General features: G+C 55.0%; 12 protein-coding genes. 4 read left to right on the top strand and 8 right to left on the bottom strand.

The features are described 5' to 3' along the window. Positions 1–32 precede the first annotated feature (32 nt). Complete coding sequence (locus DMP05_RS03070; protein WP_123219109.1) at positions 33–2,792, top strand: tetratricopeptide repeat protein; 2,760 nt, start codon at positions 33–35, stop codon at positions 2,790–2,792. A gap of 98 nt (positions 2,793–2,890) precedes the next feature. Here the strand turns inward: DMP05_RS03070 and DMP05_RS03065 are convergent, their stop codons facing one another. From DMP05_RS03065 to DMP05_RS03045, 5 genes are all read right to left on the bottom strand, one after another. Further along, complete coding sequence (locus tag DMP05_RS03065) at positions 2,891–4,810, bottom strand: heavy metal translocating P-type ATPase (protein ID WP_123219108.1); 1,920 nt, start codon at positions 4,808–4,810, stop codon at positions 2,891–2,893. 21 nt (positions 4,811–4,831) lie between these two features. Further along, complete coding sequence (locus DMP05_RS03060) at positions 4,832–5,050, bottom strand: cation transporter (protein WP_123219107.1); 219 nt, start codon at positions 5,048–5,050, stop codon at positions 4,832–4,834. Between the two features lie 34 nt (positions 5,051–5,084). Continuing rightward, on the bottom strand, positions 5,085–5,369 hold the full coding sequence (locus DMP05_RS03055) for an ArsR/SmtB family transcription factor (protein ID WP_244595023.1): 285 nt from the start codon (positions 5,367–5,369) through the stop codon (positions 5,085–5,087). A gap of 389 nt (positions 5,370–5,758) precedes the next feature. Continuing rightward, on the bottom strand, positions 5,759–7,636 hold the full coding sequence (locus DMP05_RS03050; RefSeq protein WP_123219105.1) for an MFS transporter: 1,878 nt from the start codon (positions 7,634–7,636) through the stop codon (positions 5,759–5,761). A 179-nt stretch (positions 7,637–7,815) separates the two neighbouring features. Then, a complete protein-coding gene (locus DMP05_RS03045) occupies positions 7,816–9,306 on the bottom strand; it encodes a helix-turn-helix transcriptional regulator (protein WP_123219104.1) in 1,491 nt (496 codons plus the stop codon). Between the two features lie 278 nt (positions 9,307–9,584). On the opposite strand from DMP05_RS03045, the gene DMP05_RS03040 reads away from it, so the two are divergent. The 3 genes from DMP05_RS03040 (at position 9,585) to DMP05_RS03030 (ending at position 14,360) form a co-directional block, all read left to right on the top strand. Beyond that, positions 9,585–11,180: an FAD-dependent oxidoreductase gene (locus DMP05_RS03040; RefSeq protein WP_161957453.1), complete on the top strand. Its 1,596-nt coding sequence runs from the start codon at positions 9,585–9,587 to the stop codon at positions 11,178–11,180. A gap of 392 nt (positions 11,181–11,572) precedes the next feature. Further along, positions 11,573–12,328 carry a DUF364 domain-containing protein gene (locus DMP05_RS03035; RefSeq protein ID WP_123219102.1) on the top strand — a complete coding sequence of 252 codons (756 nt, stop codon included), beginning with the start codon at positions 11,573–11,575 and terminating at the stop codon, positions 12,326–12,328. 973 nt (positions 12,329–13,301) lie between these two features. Further along, a complete protein-coding gene (locus DMP05_RS03030) occupies positions 13,302–14,360 on the top strand; it encodes a branched-chain amino acid aminotransferase (protein WP_123219101.1) in 1,059 nt (352 codons plus the stop codon). Positions 14,361–14,761: 401 nt separating this feature from the next. On the opposite strand, the gene sstT is transcribed toward DMP05_RS03030, so the two are convergent. The 3 genes from sstT to DMP05_RS03015 all read right to left on the bottom strand — a co-directional run bounded on the left by sstT (position 14,762) and on the right by DMP05_RS03015 (position 18,603). After that, entirely contained in the window at positions 14,762–16,015 is a 1,254-nt protein-coding gene (gene sstT / locus DMP05_RS03025) for a serine/threonine transporter SstT (RefSeq protein WP_123219100.1), read from the bottom strand. Positions 16,016–16,392: 377 nt separating this feature from the next. Further along, positions 16,393–17,730 carry a dicarboxylate/amino acid:cation symporter gene (locus DMP05_RS03020; RefSeq protein ID WP_123219099.1) on the bottom strand — a complete coding sequence of 446 codons (1,338 nt, stop codon included), beginning with the start codon at positions 17,728–17,730 and terminating at the stop codon, positions 16,393–16,395. A gap of 18 nt (positions 17,731–17,748) precedes the next feature. Then, positions 17,749–18,603, bottom strand: coding sequence for an SDR family oxidoreductase (locus DMP05_RS03015; RefSeq protein ID WP_221182915.1), 855 nt, complete (start codon positions 18,601–18,603; stop codon positions 17,749–17,751). Positions 18,604–18,702: the final 99 nt, after the last annotated feature.

Genomic DNA, 18,702 nt, shown 5'->3' with positions numbered 1-18,702 from the left:
AATCTCGGCCCGCATCAAAGAGGTGCTCATCGATGGGATCTCCCGTAAAACTTGGCTTTTTTGCAAAACGCGATGCGCTTCGCGCCGTCCCCCTGATGCCTCTGGGCGCAACGTATGGTTATATCTCGAGCGGCCTCGTCATGCCGAAGGGCGGCGCGTGCTATGTTGCCGCTTTTGATAATCCAGCAAATACGAGCAAGGCGCACATCGTTGCATACATCGATTGGTTCGGGCGAGCGTATTCGTGCGACGAACCCCTCGCCCAAGAACCGCTACGCGATCCCGACTTAGTGGTGTATACCTGTGGCAACAACACCGAATCGATGGACGTGGGCAAGGAAAACGACGATGCCACGTCTTCGGCGCATTTGGATGTGTTTCTGTGCGACGGCTCGCGTCGAACCGTCGCAGAAGCCAGGGTCGTGAACGTCGATAACACCAGGAAAGCCGAGTTTAGCTATACGGCAATAGACGATTCGTTCCCTGGAAAATTTGAAGTCGCAAATCCAACGCGTTATCTTGAGTTTATGTCGACGGCCTATCTTGCATTCGTCGAGTTCGCACGCTGCACCGAATGGGAGCCCATATCCACATCGGACGATTCAGTCACCAATGGAACCGTTCCCAACGGCGCATTTGACTTGGCTGCCATATTTTCTCGATTCCAACAATCCGATTTCTTTGACGCAATTAATCGAGAGGTTTTGGAAGCGGAAACGTCATGGACCGAAAACCCCGAACGCGCGCGCGGAATTGAGCGATTTTTGGTGAACGGCCTGCGCGACAGCGGACTCGTCGGCATCTCCGCCGATACTTTAACGGTCGAGGGGGCGGCCGAGGGGCCAAATGCTCGCCTCATTCGCACGTCGCGATACTCGAACTTGTTCTTTCTCGACTTCGTGTACAACACGCAAACCGAATGTTTGGAGGATGGCGCATTTACCTCGTGCGATGCCACACGCGATATGCGTCACAAGCTGCTCCGCGCCGAAGGAGCCCTCAACAGATTCCTCATGGTATCCAACTTCCTTGAAAGCGAAGAGGACGACACGTTCGAGCAAACTGAAGAAGATATTTCAAAACTCGCCGATTCCTTCGTCGAATACCTCTGCGTGCAAGCGCCCGACCCAAATTCGCCGCTTGAAGCAAAAGGCCGTTGGGATACCCATGTCACAATTGCCCAGGCGGGGGAGCTGTGGCGCGCGCCCTATCGCATTCCTTATGAGTTTTGCCTGAATGAAGCCTGCACGGAAGTCGGCTTCAATCTTGCCGTACCCTGCAAATCTACCATGGCGCAAACTCATTGGGACGACGACGTCGACGACTATCTACCGTATACCCCAATTGAATCGAGCGCGATTGAGTCGCGTTATGCCGCCCATGCTGCGCTTTTAGCCGCATCAAGTGCATTTCATGCCTCGGCTTCAATCGAAAAGGTGTACGTGAATTGCTTGCGTGACGGCAACAAGGAAGACATCGTCATTTCGGTTGAATTCGACCGAAAAACGCTTTGCGATGCGTATTCGGCGAGCAAGGCGAATGCGTTCAGCGAACCTTTTGAAACGCTTTCTCGATTCAATGCTCATTTCAAGTTTGAAGGCGATGACGGCCTCTGCCGCATTGAAAAGCTCTTCTCGCTTGGCAAGGGTGATTTCAAATCGAGCTTCGAACGTTTGGTGGCGATCGACACCACGCCGTTCAATGAAAAGGCACGCGACATGCTTCACGTCGATTGCCCCATGCGTATGTCCATCTTTGAAGACGGCCAACGGCGTGCGTATGCCGATGAGGTCTCGGCTGCGCTTGATGCCGGCGTTGAAAACGCTGAGCTCACCTTGAAGCAGATTCACGATCGCACGGAAGATTTGCTCGTGCGTGATATTTGTACCAGGCTTTTGGCCGCGTTTTCCGAAGGGGCCTTGGAGGAAACCTCGTTTCTCGAGGTGAAAGAAGCATTTATGGATGCTTACGGCCTCAAGCCTGCCATGATGCGCGCTTCGTCTCTCATGCGCGACGACGATCCAGCTGCCATTGGGCTCCTTGAGGAATTGGCCGCGCAAGGCGATGCCATTGACGGTTTCAACGACACCTCGCGTGTATGTTATCGCTATTTTGATAGCTACGAAACGCGCGCGATTTATGCGAAACGCTGCCTTGACGATGCAAAAGGTCGTATCGTGAACCCACTTGCCGACGAAGTGTTTCTTGCGCACGATTCTCTTGCGCAAGAGCTTACAACGACAATCACGGGGGCCGACGAGGCGCTCAGGCATGCACAACGCTGTATAGAGCTGTCACCGGCACGCGCTTACTCATACTTGCGGGCAGCTCGAGCGTACTTTATGAAAGACGATTACGAAAACGAAGTGAAGATGTGCTGCAAGGCGCTCGAGGTTACTTGGAGAGCCGACGACGCGGGTCTTGCGTTCTATTGGCTTGCGTATTCGTTCTGGAAACTCGAGAAATACGATGCTGCGGTTGCATGCTATAAACGCTGCAGCATGCTCAACTCCTACATGGCCTCTGAGGCGAAAACCGAACTCGATGAGCTGCTCTCTTCGGTGAAGGGGCTTAAACGTCACAGTGTCGAGGAGGATGAAGCGATTCTTGAAGCGCACGGCGTTCCCTTGAATGCATTGTTCGAAAACGCCGAATTCCTCCTTGCCGCCGCGAAAGAAACGATTGATTCATCGGCGGTTTCCCTCGGCTGCATTTTTGCAGCAGCGGGTGTTCGCATCTTGCGAGACGATGCGATCGTTCCCGCGCTACGCGCCTTGAATGTAACGATGTAGCGCATAAAGCCATCGAGGTCCAAACGACAGGAAAGCCCCAGATGCCGCTGGCAACCGGGGCTTATTCTTTGTAAGGGGCTTATTGGCCAACGCGACGGCTACTGGAACTTCTTAACGTTCATACAGCGCATGGCGTTAAGAATGGCCAGAATCGCCACGCCGACATCAGCAAACACCGCCATCCACATGTTCGCGATGCCGACGGCGGCAAGCACGAGCATGGCAAGCTTCACGCCCAAGGCAAATACGATGTTCTGCCATACGATACCCATGGTTTTGCGCGACAGACGAATCGCCTTCGCGATATTCGACGGCTTGTCGTCCATGAGCACAATATCGGCCGCCTCGATGGCGGCATCGGAACCCATCGCGCCCATCGCGATACCGATATCGGCGCGGGTAAGCACGGGCGCATCGTTGATGCCGTCGCCCACGAAGGCAAGCCTGCCTTTTTTGCTTTCCTCATCAAGCAAGCGTTCGACTTCAGCGACCTTGTCTTGGGGCAGAAGTTTGGCATGGAATTCATCGAGACCAAGCTTCGAGGCAACGGAGCGGGCGACTTCTTCGGCATCGCCGGTCAACATCACCGTTTTGGTTACGCCTGTCGCGTGCAAATCGGCGATGGTTTTAGCTGCATCATCTTTCACCATGTCGGCGATAACAATATGACCCAGATATTTTCCGTTTTCGGCAACATGCAGCATCGTTCCGACAAGTTCGCAATTGTGAGCATCAATATCAAGGCTCGCCATGAGCTTGTCGTTGCCGACGCTCACACTCGCGCCGTCGATTTTAGCCTGCACGCCACGCCCGCTTACCTCGCTTGCGTTCGACACGCGCGTCTCGTCGATGCGGGCGCCATACGCTTGCTTTACCGACATTGCGATGGGATGGTCGGAATACGCTTCCGCATGAGCCGCCAGTTCAAGCAGGCGATCGCTTTTGACGCCTTCTGCGGGATGAACCGCGACAACGCCGAAGGTACCGCTCGTAAGCGTGCCGGTTTTATCAAACACAACCGTATCGACCGAGGCAAGCGACTCCAGGTAATTGCTGCCCTTGATTAAAATGCCAAGCTTGCTCGCGCCGCCGATGCCACCGAAAAACGAAAGCGGAACGCTAATGACGAGCGCACAAGGACAACTTACCACGAGGAACGTCAGTCCGCGGAAAACCCAATCGCTCAACGCACCAAAGCCGAGCAGGGGAGGAAGCAGCGCTAACACGAGCGCGACCCCGCATACTGCAGGCGTGTAATAACGAGCGAAGCGCGTGATGAAATTCTCGGTATGGGCCTTCTTTTCGGCGGCATTCTCGACCAACTCAAGTATGCGACTCACCGTCGACTCACCAAAAGGCTTCGTTGTTTTGATGACAAGCAATCCCGTGAGGTTCACGCAACCAGAAACCACTTCGCTGCCTGCTTCGATGGCGCGTGGCACGCTTTCGCCCGTCAATGCTGCCGTATCAAGCTGAGAAGAGCCTTCCACAACGACGCCGTCGATGGGCACACGCTCGCCGGGCTTTACGACAATCTCGCTGCCAACGGCAACGCTGTCGGGGTCGATCTGCTCCAAATCGCCGTTCGTGTTTCGAACGTTCGCAAAATCGGGGGCAATGTCCATCATCGCTGCAATCGATTTGCGGCTTTTGCCGACCGCATATTGTTGAAACAGCTCGCCTACCTGGTAAAACAGCATAACTGCCGCGCCTTCGGCCATATGAGGGCCGGAGTCGGGGAAAAATACGAGCGAAAATGCACCAATTGTCGCAACGGCCATAAGGAAATTCTCATCGAACAGCTGGCCGTTTTTGATATTGCGCGCGGCCTTGAGCAGAACGTCGTAGCCGGCAATCGCATACGGAATAAGATATAGCGCAAATTCCACATATACGGCATTGCGTTCGCCGCCAAGCCAATTAGAAAGGGGCAACAGCTCCGTAAGAGCGAATATCAGCGCAAACAAAACGAGCGCGATAACGATGCGCTTGCGCCAGCGTCTCAATTTCTTATTCATGGCAATCACCCTGCTTGGGATTTAACGCACGATTTCACAATCGGGTTCGATTTTTCTACAAATAGCCTGCGCTTCGTCTATAATTTCGTCGAAGCGCGCATCATCGGCCTCAACGACGAGTTTTTGAGTCATGAACGTCACTTTGGCATCAACAACGCCATCGATTTTCTTAATGGCGGCCTCCATTTTCGCTCCGCAGTTCGCGCATTCAAGTTCGTCGAGTTTAAACGTCTTACGCATGGTTTGATCCTTTCACTCATGCTGGTTGGTTGGCTTATTCGCAAATATGGGTCATGCCCTGAGCGATCATCGTGTATACGTGGTCGTCGGAAAGCGAGTAGATCACATTTTTGCCATCGCGCTGGAATTTCACCAGGTGGGCCTGCTTCAAAGTGCGAAGCTGATGCGAAACCGCGCTTTGCGTAGCACCGATAACCTCGGCCAAATCGCCCACGGAAAGCTCGCGCCCCATAAGGGCATAGAGAATTTTGATTCGGGTCGTATCGGCGAATACCTTGAAGAGGTCCGCCAAATCGTAAAGCAGCTCTTCGTCGGGCATTTCGGGGGCCGTTTCATGAACCTGCTCGCAGCCGCAGCTGCAAGAAGAGATCGATTCATGAATGGTTGGTTCTTCAACGACGGTCTGTGCCATGCTTGCTCCTTTATGAGACCAAACAAACATATGAACAACTGTTCATAAGTATAAATAAAAGGATGGCGCTGTCAACAAAGGCAGCGCCACGATTTCAAATATTTTACCTCGCTTGACGAGAAGGCACTGACAAGAAGAGCGTACGGGAGCGTACGGCTTCCTCGAGCAGAGAAGAACAACTTTCTTTTGAACCTGAAAGGAAGAACCCTATCCTCACGAGGGCTTGTTGAACGTCGCATTCCTGAATACGCGAAATAGGGCCGACGCTCATGACAGGACATCGCGGCCAGTATGCGCTATTCCTCAATTCCAGCCAGCGCATTGTTCATCGCATAGCGAATGACGTCAGATCGACTCAGGATTCCGATAATCGCACCGTTCTGCACAACGGGCACTTTCTTCAATTTATGCCGCGCCAAAAGCGTGCATGCCTCTTGGAGTGTTGCGTCTTGAGGAATGCTCACGACGCGCTCCGTAGCAATATGCGAAACGGGGAGCGCAACAAGCTCTTTGAGCTTCTCATCGAACGTTTGGCTATTTGCCGCTTCCATGAGCGAATACGAGCTCGTAATCGCTGGGTGGCATTCGGAGAGGTAGCGCATGATGTCGCCGTCGGAAATGAAGCCAATCGGGACTCCGCCGTCATTCACAACCGGCATACCGCTCACTTTGCGATTGACCAGCTCATGCATGACCTCCCCAACAGGCATGGTGCCCTTTACGACAAAGGGGGTCTTTTCCATAAGCAAAGCGATTCCCGTGGGTTGCTGGGCTTGTACGTGCTTGGAGGCGGCTTTGCTTCGCTTTAGCGCGGCTCGGCAGAAGACAATGGCGCCAATTGCTGACACGAGAGCCAAAGCGGCAGCGAAGCATACGGCAACGGCAAAACCCTGGGCAACGGCGGCGGTTTCCAGTGCGCCGGAGTTGAGCGCGGCGTTTTCCGACGAGGACATAAGTCCAATGTAGAGCGAAGGGCCTGCGCACGCAGCGATTTGGGTGAATGTCGTCATGAGGGCAACGCCGAAGGGGTTTTCGCGCGGCGGAAGCGTACGCAATCCAGCCGTCTGAGAAGGAGCAAGCGACATACCAACGCCGATGAACACCAGAGCCGACGCGAAAAACATCACGACAATGGAATACGTCGAAGCGAAGATTGCCATGAGCGTAAAACCCACGGCGATGCTCGCAAAGCCAAGGGGAATGAGGGGCCAACCTCCGCGCTTGTCCATAATTCGGCCGCTCATCAGGGTCGATGCCGCGTTGCAAAGCACAGGAATGAGCATGACAACGCCAGCCACGAATGCCGTTATGCCACATGCACCTTCAAGATAGAGGGGAAGCAAGACGCTCATCGAGAACGTTGACATAAGGGAGACCAGGGCAAAAATCGCAGCGGGCCAAAACGAAACGCGATGCATCGGGGAAAGCTCGATAAGCGGGTATTGGCAGGCGAGCTGACGGGCGACAAAAACCCCGACCGCAGCAACTGCGATAATGAGCGAGACGGCGCCGAGCACGGTGTCTATCGCGATTTCCGCCAATCCAAATGAAAGCGCGAACAACGTGACACCCGAAAGGGCCACCGAAGGCGCATCAAGATGCGCTTCGCTGTTTTCGAGGTCTTTTACATAGATGAAGCCCAAAACGCCAAGAAGCGTCATTCCCAGTATCGGCGCGAGGAATATCGAACGCCACCCCAAATTCGTGACCAATGCGCCACATACGACAGGTGCGAATGCAGGGCCGAAGGTAATGGTGCATCCACCAAGCGAGAGATACGTGCCGAGCTTGTTCTTTGGCGTCACGGCCAAAATTGTATTCATCATAAGGGGAATGAACACGCCCGAACCCACCGCCTGAATGATTCGCGCAATTAAGAGCATGCCGAAATTCGTTGAGAAAAGTCCTAAAACCGAGCCGACCAAAGTAAGGGCACTCGCGGCAAAGAATAGCGTTCGAAGCTTAATGCGACGATAGAGGAACGCCATACACATAACGATAATCGTCGAGGCGATCATGAATCCCGTTACAAGCCACTGTGCCGTAACTGAGCCAATCGCGAACTCGTCCATGATGGCGATAAGACCCATATTCATGAGGTTCTCATTAAACCCAACCAAAAAAGCCCCGCCGTACAAAACTCCTAAGAGCATGGTCAATTGTTTTCCCTGCATACCAGAAAACTCCTTTTTAGGCGCACGAAAGGCGCCGCGTTGCTGCGGATACGCGCGAGCCTAAAGGCCCAACAGCTGGACTTACGTTGTGAAATGCGGGGCGCGATGTACGCCAGAATGCATGGTGAACTGCTCACTGCGCGAGTGATTGTAGCGAATTTTAACGTGCAAAAAGGCGCTCATTCTTGAATCTCCACGCGAGGGGCGCGTTGGCGGCTCTCGAGAAGTTCAATCAACTCTGCACGGCTATGCACGTCGAGCTTCTCGTAGATATGCCGAATATGGGTTCGAACCGTAGCCGACGAGAGCACGAGCTTCTCTTCAATCGATTTTGCTCCGTGGCCCGTGGCCCACAGCGTGAAGACCTCGGTCTCGCGCGCGGTGAGACCGAACTTCTCGGCGACCGCGGCAATACGTTCATCCTTAGTTTGAGCAGGTTTTTCTGCATTGGGCTCGCAGGTTTCCACATCGAGCTCACCCTCTTCAACTGGCTCAAACACGAGCGCATTGTCGCGGTCGGAAAACATGAAGCCTGCGATAACGATAAGTATCACTATGGAGCTTACGCAGAACGCTACCATCATAGAAGGGAATGCAAGAGCGGCGATTTCGCCGAGCGCCATGCCCGTATGTATGGCGCACCTTCCAACGGCGAAAACCAAAAGCGCCGAAAGCCTCGAAGAGCGCGCAATTTCAATAAGCAAGACCCATGTAAGCATATCGATGAGCATCGAGCCGGCCGAAGCGGCGAAGTACGCCGTTGCCGAATCGGGCTCGTTGAATACCGTAAGCGCTGCTACGCCCAGCGCAAAAAGTGGCGCCGCCGTTCTATAAAGCGGCCCGAGCTTGAAGCTCGTGTGCGGCAAAAAGAGGCTATACACGAGGAAAATAGCCGCAATCGCGAAAGTGGATGCCGCGACGATAAAGGGGTCATGGTATACAGCCGGCGCTTCGGCGCCCGTATACGTGCGCAGGCCACCGCTCACTACCATGGTCAGAAGAATGCCCGCAAGCGCGCGAGATGAAAACGGGCCGCACAGCAAGTCTTTAATATCACGAAACGCATTGGCTCCCTCGAGGCTTTTTGCCGCATGCGAGCGAAGCGTGAATGGATGGGGCCCGCGATTGGGACACATCGCCATCATGCAAACCGAAAGCAGGGGCAAGAAAGCAACAATCACGCCCGAAAGGGGAGCCGGAATTAGCGAAATCAGGCCATAAAGCACGCCCGCAAGCATGAACGATCCGGCGGTGAGCCCCGCAGCCTCGCGCGCGTCGAGCGTGCAGAGCAAAACGCCCCACCCAAGTGCGAGCAGGGGAGTCGAAAACCCCGGCAAAAGAGCACCAAGCATGAGCGACGCAGTAGCGCTCTCGATAACCTCGGTCGCATAGAACATCGACCCGAATGCCGACACCATGGCCGCAGCCCAAAGGACATTGATCGAACGTCCGGCACGCTCAAGCCTGTCATGATTGAATATGGCTACCGCGAAGGTCGCGCACCCCGCGAGGCCCGAAATGATATGCAACCACGTAATGGCGGTTTCGTCTCCATTGGAAAAAGAGACCACGGTCGCAGAATTAAACGACAAATAAACCCATGTCCAATACAGGCCAAACCCCAGAAACCACGCTTTGCTCACGCGCGTATGATTCGATGAATGCGCCAAGACCGCCCTCCCAAGCGTCGGCTTTTCGTAAACGGTACTTTATCACGACAAAGCGCGCGTTTTTCCCACGTTGCTGCGCTATGTAACCATCCATGACTTCTACCAGGCCTTTTATGTATTCTGATGATAAAATCAACAGTAATTGATGATACGAAACGCTCCAATTCCCATGAGAAATGGACAATTCCCATCGATGGAACCCCCTTTCGAAGATGACAAGATGCATGCCAGACGACAGGCGAGGGGCCTGTCAATCACGTCATCAGGGAGGATGCATCATGGGTATCGAAACCAAGGGAATGTCGCGTCGTTCGTTCCTCGGCGCAGGCGCAGTCGTTGCCGCTGGCGCTGCTTTCGCGGGCCTTGCGGGCTGCTCGCCTTCGGGCGAAACGAAGGGCGCTGAAGCCACGAGCGCTGCTGCGGCCGGTGAAACCCGCGACCTCGGATCCGCTTCTTTTGAGCTTACCGCCGACACCAAGCAGGCCGACGAGACCAAAGAAGTCGACATCGTCGTTGTCGGCTCCGGCATGGGCGGTTTTTCTGCCGCGCTCACCGCAATCGAGGAGGGCGCGAAGAGCGTCGTGCTTCTCGAAAAGAATAATTCGCTCGGCGGCTCCACCAATATGGCTGAATGCCCGGCAGGCGCACGTCCGTTTGAATACACTGAAGAAGAAGCCCGTGCCGCAGCAGCTGGTGCGCAGGCCGACAGCTATGGCGTAAGCGACCCCATGCTTCTTTACAGCATGTTCCGCGATGCGAAGGAAAACTTCAGCTGGCTGTTCGACACCCACGGTGTTGGCTGGACGAAGCAGGGCCAGGCTCCCGCATTCTACGAGGGTGGCAATGGCAAAATCGCCATCGAGAAGCTTGCTGCTGCCGCTGAAAAGGAAGACGGCCTCGAAGTGCTCACCGAAACTCCGGCGACGCAGCTGTTGCTTTCCGATGAATACACGGTAGAAGGCGTGCGCGCCAAGACGAAGGACGGCAAATACGTCGATTACAAAGCCAAGGCTGTCGTGCTCGCAACGGGCGGCATGTCCACGAACAAGACCCTGCTTGCAGGCTACACGAGCCAGGACCTCGATAAGACGATTGGCTGGGGCCAGGGCCAAGACGGCGACGGCCACCTGATGGCAGAGCAGACCGCCCACGGCCGCGCGAATCACCTCACGGTCGACTCCCTGTTTAATAACGTGAAAGATTTCAGCTATGACAGCGCCCTTGGCGTATGCGTCGCCATGCAGCCAAGCAATTTCTGGGTGAACCAGGATGGCCTGCGTTTCATGAACGAGAACATTTCTTCGACCGCCGTTTCTGGCAAGGTCGTTGAAACTCAGGGTAGCGTATGGTCGATCGTCGACGCCGACGGCATTCAGAAATACGCCGAAGGCGGCTGCCAGCGTCATTACTCGGGCTTCGCCGACAAGCTCGTAGGCAACGCAATCGATGGCCTGCAGGACGAAGTCGACAAGGCGGTCTCTGGCAACGACGAGTGCTTCAAGGCCGATACCATCGCCGATCTCGCCAAGGAAATTGGTGTCGATGCCGATAACTTGGCCGACGAAATCGAGAAGTACAACACAGGCACCGATGCCGAATGGGGGAAAGAAGCAGAAAACATGTGGCCCATCGCGACCGCGCCGCTCTATGCCTTCCGCATTTCCTCGGGCATGTTGAACACCTCGGGCGGCATTCGCATCAATACCAACGCCCAGGTCGTTGACGATCGATATAAGCCCATCGCTGGCCTCTACGCTGCTGGCGTTTGCACGAGCGGCTGGGACGGCGAGGTCTATGGCAACGGTACTTGCCAGGCAAACGCGCTGTTCTGCGGCCGTACCGCGGCAAAGCACATCGTGAAGAACCTGCTCTAGCGTCGTGGCATCGCGGTGAACCTGCTTCGGCCTCGCGAAGAGTCCGCTTGAGTTTGTTAATCTGCAACGAACAGACTCCAGACAAGCGTAACCTAGCCTTCCATCATGGCCGTCCTTCGGGGCGGCCATGATTCGTTTATGCGCCGACTTCGATTCTGAGTTTTGTTCAAAAACGCCCTCGAATGCGGCATTCAGTTCGCTATAGTTTCATCATTCGAATGACGATCGGAAGAAGCCTAACGAAATGCCCAGGTCAGACGCGTGGGTGCTTTTCGGAAGGAAACAGAACGGTTGTAAAATGCCACATTCGACCCCGTTTTTCGACAAGAACTCCCCCACACGCAGCTGTCGCTTGCCTTAAAAGAACGCAACATACGAAGATAGGAGCCCTCATGTCCGCTTGGTCCCTTTACGATGAACTGATTGACGCCATGCCTTCGGGCATCACTGTGCACGATTACTGCCTTGGCGCGCATTGGACATACATCGTGGCCGATTGCGGCATGGGCATCGCCAAAACGGTGCGTGGAGGCGGCAAAAGCCGATTCAAGCAAAGTCCCGTTGACGTCGACCTTAAAACGCTTGCAGCATTGGCTAAATCATGGAGCTGGCTCGAAGCGAGCCTTGGGGTCGCGGCGATTAATGCCTATTATGCGACCCCCGATGTCATTGAGTCCCTTGGTGGCACAATCGACGAGGACGTTGTGGAAAGCGGCGATGTGAACAACCCCTTCCATCGGTTGAAGGGGCGCTATACAGGCCGCAAGGTTGCCGTCGTGGGTCATTTTCCGAACGTCGATGAAATGCGCAAAGTTGCCCAAGTAACAGTGCTTGAGCGCAATTGCACGTCGCCCACCGATACGCCCGACCCCGCATGCGAATACATCTTGCCCGAGCAAGACTACGTGTTCGTAACGGGAACAACGCTCACCAACAAGACGATGCCACGCCTGCTGGAACTCTCGCGCGAGTCGAAGCTGTACGTTCTGGGTCCGAGCGTCGTGCCCGCACAAGCCTTCTTCGAGCGCGGCGTGAACGGTTTGGCTGGGAGCGTTGTTGTAGACGCGAAAGCGGCTCGAGCGGCCGTCAAAGGCGGCAGCAAAGCGCAATGGCGCGCGGGAATTAAGAAATTCATGATTGAGGCCTAGATTTCCGAGCGTGGTAGAGACATAGAACTTCCTGCTAGAAAGGCTCGATCACGAAGCATGGTTAGAGCATAAAGCCCAAGCACTGTTTAAGCATGAAACGCCGAACGGCATCTGAACATGAAGCATGTATTGCGGTTGGAAGCCTCGGCCCATGCGCGATTGGAGGCGTCAGCCCCATGCGCGATTGAGCAAGAATTGCACATGTCGAGCCGCATGATGAATCGCAAGCTCGATTCCACACGCGGTTAGGAAGCGAACCCCAACCCCGGTTGTGAGTGGAGCCCGAATCACGGTGGGGCACAGAACCCAATCACGGTCGGAACGGAGATTGTTCATCGCAGCTGAAGCAGAAAGCCTTAACACCGCCGTCGGATGAAGCGCTCCAATACAACCCCATCGCGTTGCAAGGTTCTAAAACGCAGGAACGCCGCTCAATTGAGCGGCGTTCCTTGTCAGTGCTCCTTATTGCCCTAAGGAGAGTGGCGAAATGGCATGCCAAGGGGGTGGAGCAGAGGCCATTCGCCTTCCGGATAAACAAGTTAAGGGCAACATCCGGGGAATGGGCGGGGCGGCAGTGCGCCAAGGGGGTGGGGCGCGTGGCGCCGCCCGCCTCTCGAGTTAGCGAATCGTTGAAGAAGCGAAGGAAGAGAAGGCTTCTTCGAGTCCGATATGCTGAGCGGAAAGGGGGTGCCCGCCCAGCGTCTCGGTCGCTTTCAAGGTGGATGTTAACCACGGATAAGTTTATACAGGCTAAGTTAACCCGTGTCAACACTTTTTCGAAAGAAAGTTTCCCATGGTGAATAATTTCGTCGAAATACCCCGCAGCCCATATTTCATACACGATTGTTTCGACCATGTTAATTCGTCTAACGATTACATGGATTGAGCCGCCAATAGCCAAAAGACTTTAGCATGCGACAGTGCGCGGGTGTAAAGTAGAGGCATATTGAACGTACGTGTTGAAGGAGCAACCATGACAGTCGAGAAGAAAGACCTTGACTGGGGCAGCCTCGATTTCGGCTACCGCAAAACCGACTATAGCTATGTCGCCAATTGGAAAGACGGCGAATGGGACGAAGGCGGCCTTACCGCCGATCATGAAATCCACCTTTCCGAGTGCGCTGGCATTTTCCATTATTGCCAGGAGGTCTTCGAGGGCCTCAAGGCATACACCACCGAAGATGGCTCCATCGTATGTTTCCGCCCCGATATGAACGCTGAGCGCATGTACAACTCCGCCCAGCGTCTCGAGATGCCCGGCTTCCCGCAAGAGCGTTTCATTGAAGCCGTGAAGCAGGTTGTGAAGGCGAACGCCGCGTGGGTCCCGCCGTTTGGCTCTGGCGCCACGCTGTATGTTCGCCCGTTCATGATTGGCTCTGGTGAGGTTATCGGCGTTGCTCCCGCACCGGAATACCAGTTCCGCATCTTGGTAACTCCCGTCGGGCCTTACTTCAAGGGCGGCTTGAAGCCAATCACGATTCGCATTTCTGAATACGACCGCGCTGCCCCACACGGCACCGGTAACATCAAGGCTGGCCTGAACTACGCCATGTCGTTGCGCCCCATCATGGAAGCACATCGCCAGGGCTATGCCGAGAACCTGTACCTTGATTCCGAGACGCGCACCTATGTTGAGGAAACCGGCGGAGCAAACGTGCTGTTCGTCAAGGCCGATGGCACGCTCGTTGTGCCGAAGTCGCACACCGACTCGATTCTGCCATCCATCACGCGCCGCTCGCTCGTGCAGGTCGCCAAAGACCTCGGCATGAACGTCGAAGAGCGCTTCGTCGAGTGGGCTGAAGTCGCTTCTGGCGCCTTTGTTGAATGCGGCCTGTGCGGAACCGCCGCCGTTATTTCCCCTGTTGGCCAGATCGACAACAAGGTCTATGGCGCCAATGAGGAGGTCACCTTCCCGAATGGCAAAGACGAAATCGGTCCCGTGATGAAGAAGCTTCGCGAAACCCTCACGGGCATCCAAGATGGCGCCCTGGAAGACAAGCACGGCTGGGTTTGCAAGATCAACGTCGACTAGCTCGAATCGTAGACAAGCTTGCCTGAAAGCCGCCCTTCGGGGCGGCTTTCTCATATCACCGCCTCTTCCCACCCAGACGCGCGATATCGCCCGACACAGCTCGCTACCGCTTCGCCCTACGAGCTTCGCTATGCGCTCGCTTGGCAGTGTTCACTTTAAAAAGAAAAAAGCAAAACGAACACTGACGCCATGCAATATCGCGCGGTCTGGATGGAAAACGTTGCATCGCAAAGCTCACGCAAACACTAAACTGCCAAACGAAATCACGCCATCGCTCATGGTCTCGAAGCTTTATGTATTCCAGCAACGCGTCAAAAAGCAGGCGGCAGAGCGAAGACCGGGCAACAAGAAAAGAGCCACCCCGTAGGGTGGCTCTGTAATCGATTGCGCGTATGCGAATCTTATTTATCCCACGTTTTGGGGTCGACCGTCTGGCCAGCCTTAGCCATGTTGCGGAATTCCGAAGCAGCGGTAAACATAACGTCGGAAGCAGAATTCAAGGCAGTCTCGCAGGAGTCCTGAATAACACCGATGATGAAGCCAACGCCGACAACCTGCATCGCGATGTCGTTCGGAATGCCGAACAGCGAGCAAGCCAGGGGAATCAGCAGCAGAGAGCCGCCAGCGACGCCTGATGCGCCGCACGCAGACACAGCAGCGAGCACCGAGAGAATAACCGCAGTCGGAATGTCGACCGAAATGCCCAGCGTGTTAGCCGCGGCGAGCGCCATAACGGGAATAGTCACCGCAGCACCGCCCATGTTGATGGTCGCGCCCAGCGGAATGGAAACGCCGTAGGTGTCTTTGTTGAGGTGCAGCTTCTGGCACAGCGTCATGTTCACCGGAATATTCGCGGCGGAGCTGCGAGTAAAGAACGCGGTAAGGCCAGACTCACGCAGGCAACGAAGAACGAGCGGGTAGGGGTTCGTCTTAGCAATAACGCCAATCATGATGGGGTAGGCGACAAGCGCGACGAAGAACATGCAGCCCACGAGCACGGCCAAAAGCAAACCATATTCGGTGAAAATCTCGATGCCGTTGGTGGAAACCGCATCGTAGACCAAGCCGAAAATACCGAACGGAGCGAAGCTGATGATCCAACGCACGACCGTTGCAATTGCATCGGAGATGTTCGTGAAAACAGCCTTTGTGGCCTCGGTCGCTGCGCGCAACGCAACGCCAATCAAAATGCCCCATGCAAGAATGCCCAGGTAATTCGCGTTGGCGAGCGAATCGACAGGGTTCGCGACCACATTCATGAGCAGCGTCTCAAGAACCTCGGTAATGCCCGAAGGCGCCGCCTTCTCGGCAGCCTCAACGCCCGAAAGCGTGAGCTCGATGGGGAACAGCTGAGACGCGATAACCGCAACCAGCGCCGAGATGAACGTGCCGAACACATACATAATGATGATGGTCTTCATCGATCCATCGGCATGGGCATTCGCCAAGGCGGCAATAACCAGGAAGAAAACCAGAATAGGAGCCACAGCCTTCAACGCGCCAACGAACAGGCTGCCAAGAATGGCGATGCCCGCGATAGGCGAAGTACCATCCATGTTCGGGAAAATGACGCCAAGAATAGCGCCAATAATCAGGAATACGAGGATTCGCTTGATCAGGCTGATATCGTTCCACTTGTTCCACAGGGTTTTCAAGGGGAACTCCTTTCTTCTCGTGCGGTGCGCGTCGGGGCCGCTCCTGCTTCGCGTGTCGACCTTCTTTTGATGGAGGGGCTTCGACGAGCGCCTTTTATTGATTACGAAATGGTAATCGCTTCATCGCGCTAAAGCGCCAACTTTCTCACATTGCCAGAAATGCGGCGGAATGCGCGCTGCGAGCGGAAGCCAATAAGATGCGGCGTATGCATGCCGAAAATTTCACGCATGCAGAGATGACGCGGTACGTCCAGCTTCCTTCGCCAAAGGTGATTTTGAAAGAGCTCGGCGCATTAAATAAAATCGGTTCGCGATGTATGCGACAGTCTGACATAGCGGGCGGCGCAATCGCTCGTTCTCGCCGCCCGTGAAAAAGCTTACGCCGCGTCAGGTACATCGACGTCTTTGCCGGCGTCGGGGTCGTTATATACATCCATATTGATGCGACCAGCTTGTTTGGCGACAACGGTAGTACAAACGGCATCGCCCGTAATGTTCACAGCCGTGCGCGTCATATCGAGAATACGGTCGATGCCCATGATGAGCGCGATACCTTCGAGCGGCAGACCGACCGAGTTAAACACCATCGAAAGCGTGATGAGACCAACCGAAGGAACGCCCGCGGTTCCGATAGAGGCAAGCGTTGCGGTAGCAATAACCGTGGCGTATTCAACGGGGCCCAGTGGCACGCCGAACAACTGCGCGGTGAACACGATGGCGACGCCCTGCATGATAGACGTGCCGTCCATATTGATGGTCGCGCCCAAAGGAATGGTGAACGAAGAAATGCGGCGATCGACGCCCATTTTGCGCTCAAGCGTTTCCATATTGAGAGGGATGGTCGCGTTCGAGGTTGCCGTCGAGAACGCGAACGCCATAACGGGGAAGAACTTCTTCAGGAACATAATGGGGCTCACGCGCGCGAGCAGCCACAGCATGATCATATACACGACAAGGCACTGCACCGCAAGCGCGAGCAGCACGCCGAGCATGTATTTCACCATAGGCATGAACGCCTCAAAGCCAACGTTCGCAAACGTGCGGGAAAGCAGGCAGAACACGCCGATAGGGGCGACGTACATGACGATAGAGGTCATCTTCATCATGATGTCGTTGAACTGCTCAAAGAAGCGGTGCACCGTTTCAACCTTGCGGCCCATGATGGAGATGATAATGCCCACGAACAGCGCGAAGAAGATGACGGCGAGCATATCGCCCGAGGCCAACGCGTTAACGGGGTTCTTCGGAATAATCGAGAGCAACGTGTCGGCGACCGTCTGATTGTTGCTTTGCGCCTTATCGAGGCTCGAGGTGTCGCTCACCAGAATGGAGGACATATCGACGCCGAGCCCGGGATTGAGCAGGTTGCCCATGCATAAAGCGACAGTAATAGCGAGCGCAGTCGTGCACAGATAGAAGATGAGCGTTTTCACGCCAATCGTGCCGAGCGTCTTCGTGTCGCCGATAGATGCCGCGCCGCACACGATGGAGCAGAACACAAGCGGCACAACAAGCATTTGCATAAGACGAATGAAGCCCTGGCCCACGACATAGAAGATGCCGTTCACGAAAATGTCGTCACGCATGGTTCCCGCAGGAATGAGGTAATGGAAAATAACGCCGCACACGATGCCAAGCGCAAGCGCGATAAGAATGACTGACGTAAGGCCCAGCTTGCGCTGCTTCTTGCCGGCGGTTTGGTTTTCGTTGGTCATGGTCGACCTTTCTATGGGCTATTCGGCGAGCAGGCCGTGGGCGCCCAGGTAGTTTTTCACATCGTCTTGCCACGAAGGCATGGAATACACACCCGTAAGGCGCATCATGAGGTTATCGAGCTCAATGCGATAGGCCTCGGCGGGATCTTGGCGACCAACAAGCGTCGTGGTAGGAACGCCTGCCAAATCGCACACGTGCTTCGCGAATTCAAAACGGCTGCACAAGCCCTTGTCGGCCGCATGGAACGTGCCGAATTCGTCGCATTCAAGCGCAGCGACGATGAACTCGGCCAATGTGTCGACCGACGTGGGGCTTGCGTATTGATTCGTAGGCACTTCGACAGCTTGACCCTCACGGCACGCCTTCAGAAGACGCGCGATAAGATCGTCTTCATTGGCCGTATATACCCAGCTTGAGCGTACGATAATGTGACGAGAGCACAGCTCGCGAACCAAACGCTCGCCCGCTTCTTTCGACTTGCCGTAAATATGAGGAGGCAGGGTTTTGTCGAACTCGTTGATGGGGTGGGCGATAACGCCAGGGAACAGGTCATCGGTCGAAAGATGCACAAGCGTTGCGGCAGAACTCGTCGCGGCGATGGCCAAATTGCGCGCGCCGAGCGCATTGACCTTGTAGGCCAAATCGGGGTTCGCCTCGGCGTCTTCTTTACGCGCCATGGCAGCGCAGTTAATAATGATTTCAGGGCGATAGGTGTCGGCATGCTGCACGACCGTGGTGAGATCGGTAATGTCGACTTCGATGTCGGTTGGAATGATGGTGTAGCGCGAATGGTCGAGCTTATGCTCAATGGCGCGACCTAATCGCCCGCTTGCGCCGGCGATCCATACGACCGTTTTAGGTTCAATGAACATGGGAATCCTTCCAGAAGATTTGGAAACTGGAAAAGTATACGCCACTTTTGCATGCTAAAGCGCTTCGATGGCATTTTTCTGTACGGAATGCCGGCAACT

Origin of the sequence: Slackia isoflavoniconvertens, from assembly GCF_003725955.1 — a bacterium.
Classification (GTDB): Bacteria; Actinomycetota; Coriobacteriia; order Coriobacteriales; family Eggerthellaceae; genus Slackia; species Slackia isoflavoniconvertens.
Note: the sequence above shows the minus strand (reverse complement) of the source record. Positions and strands in the feature narration are given on the sequence as shown.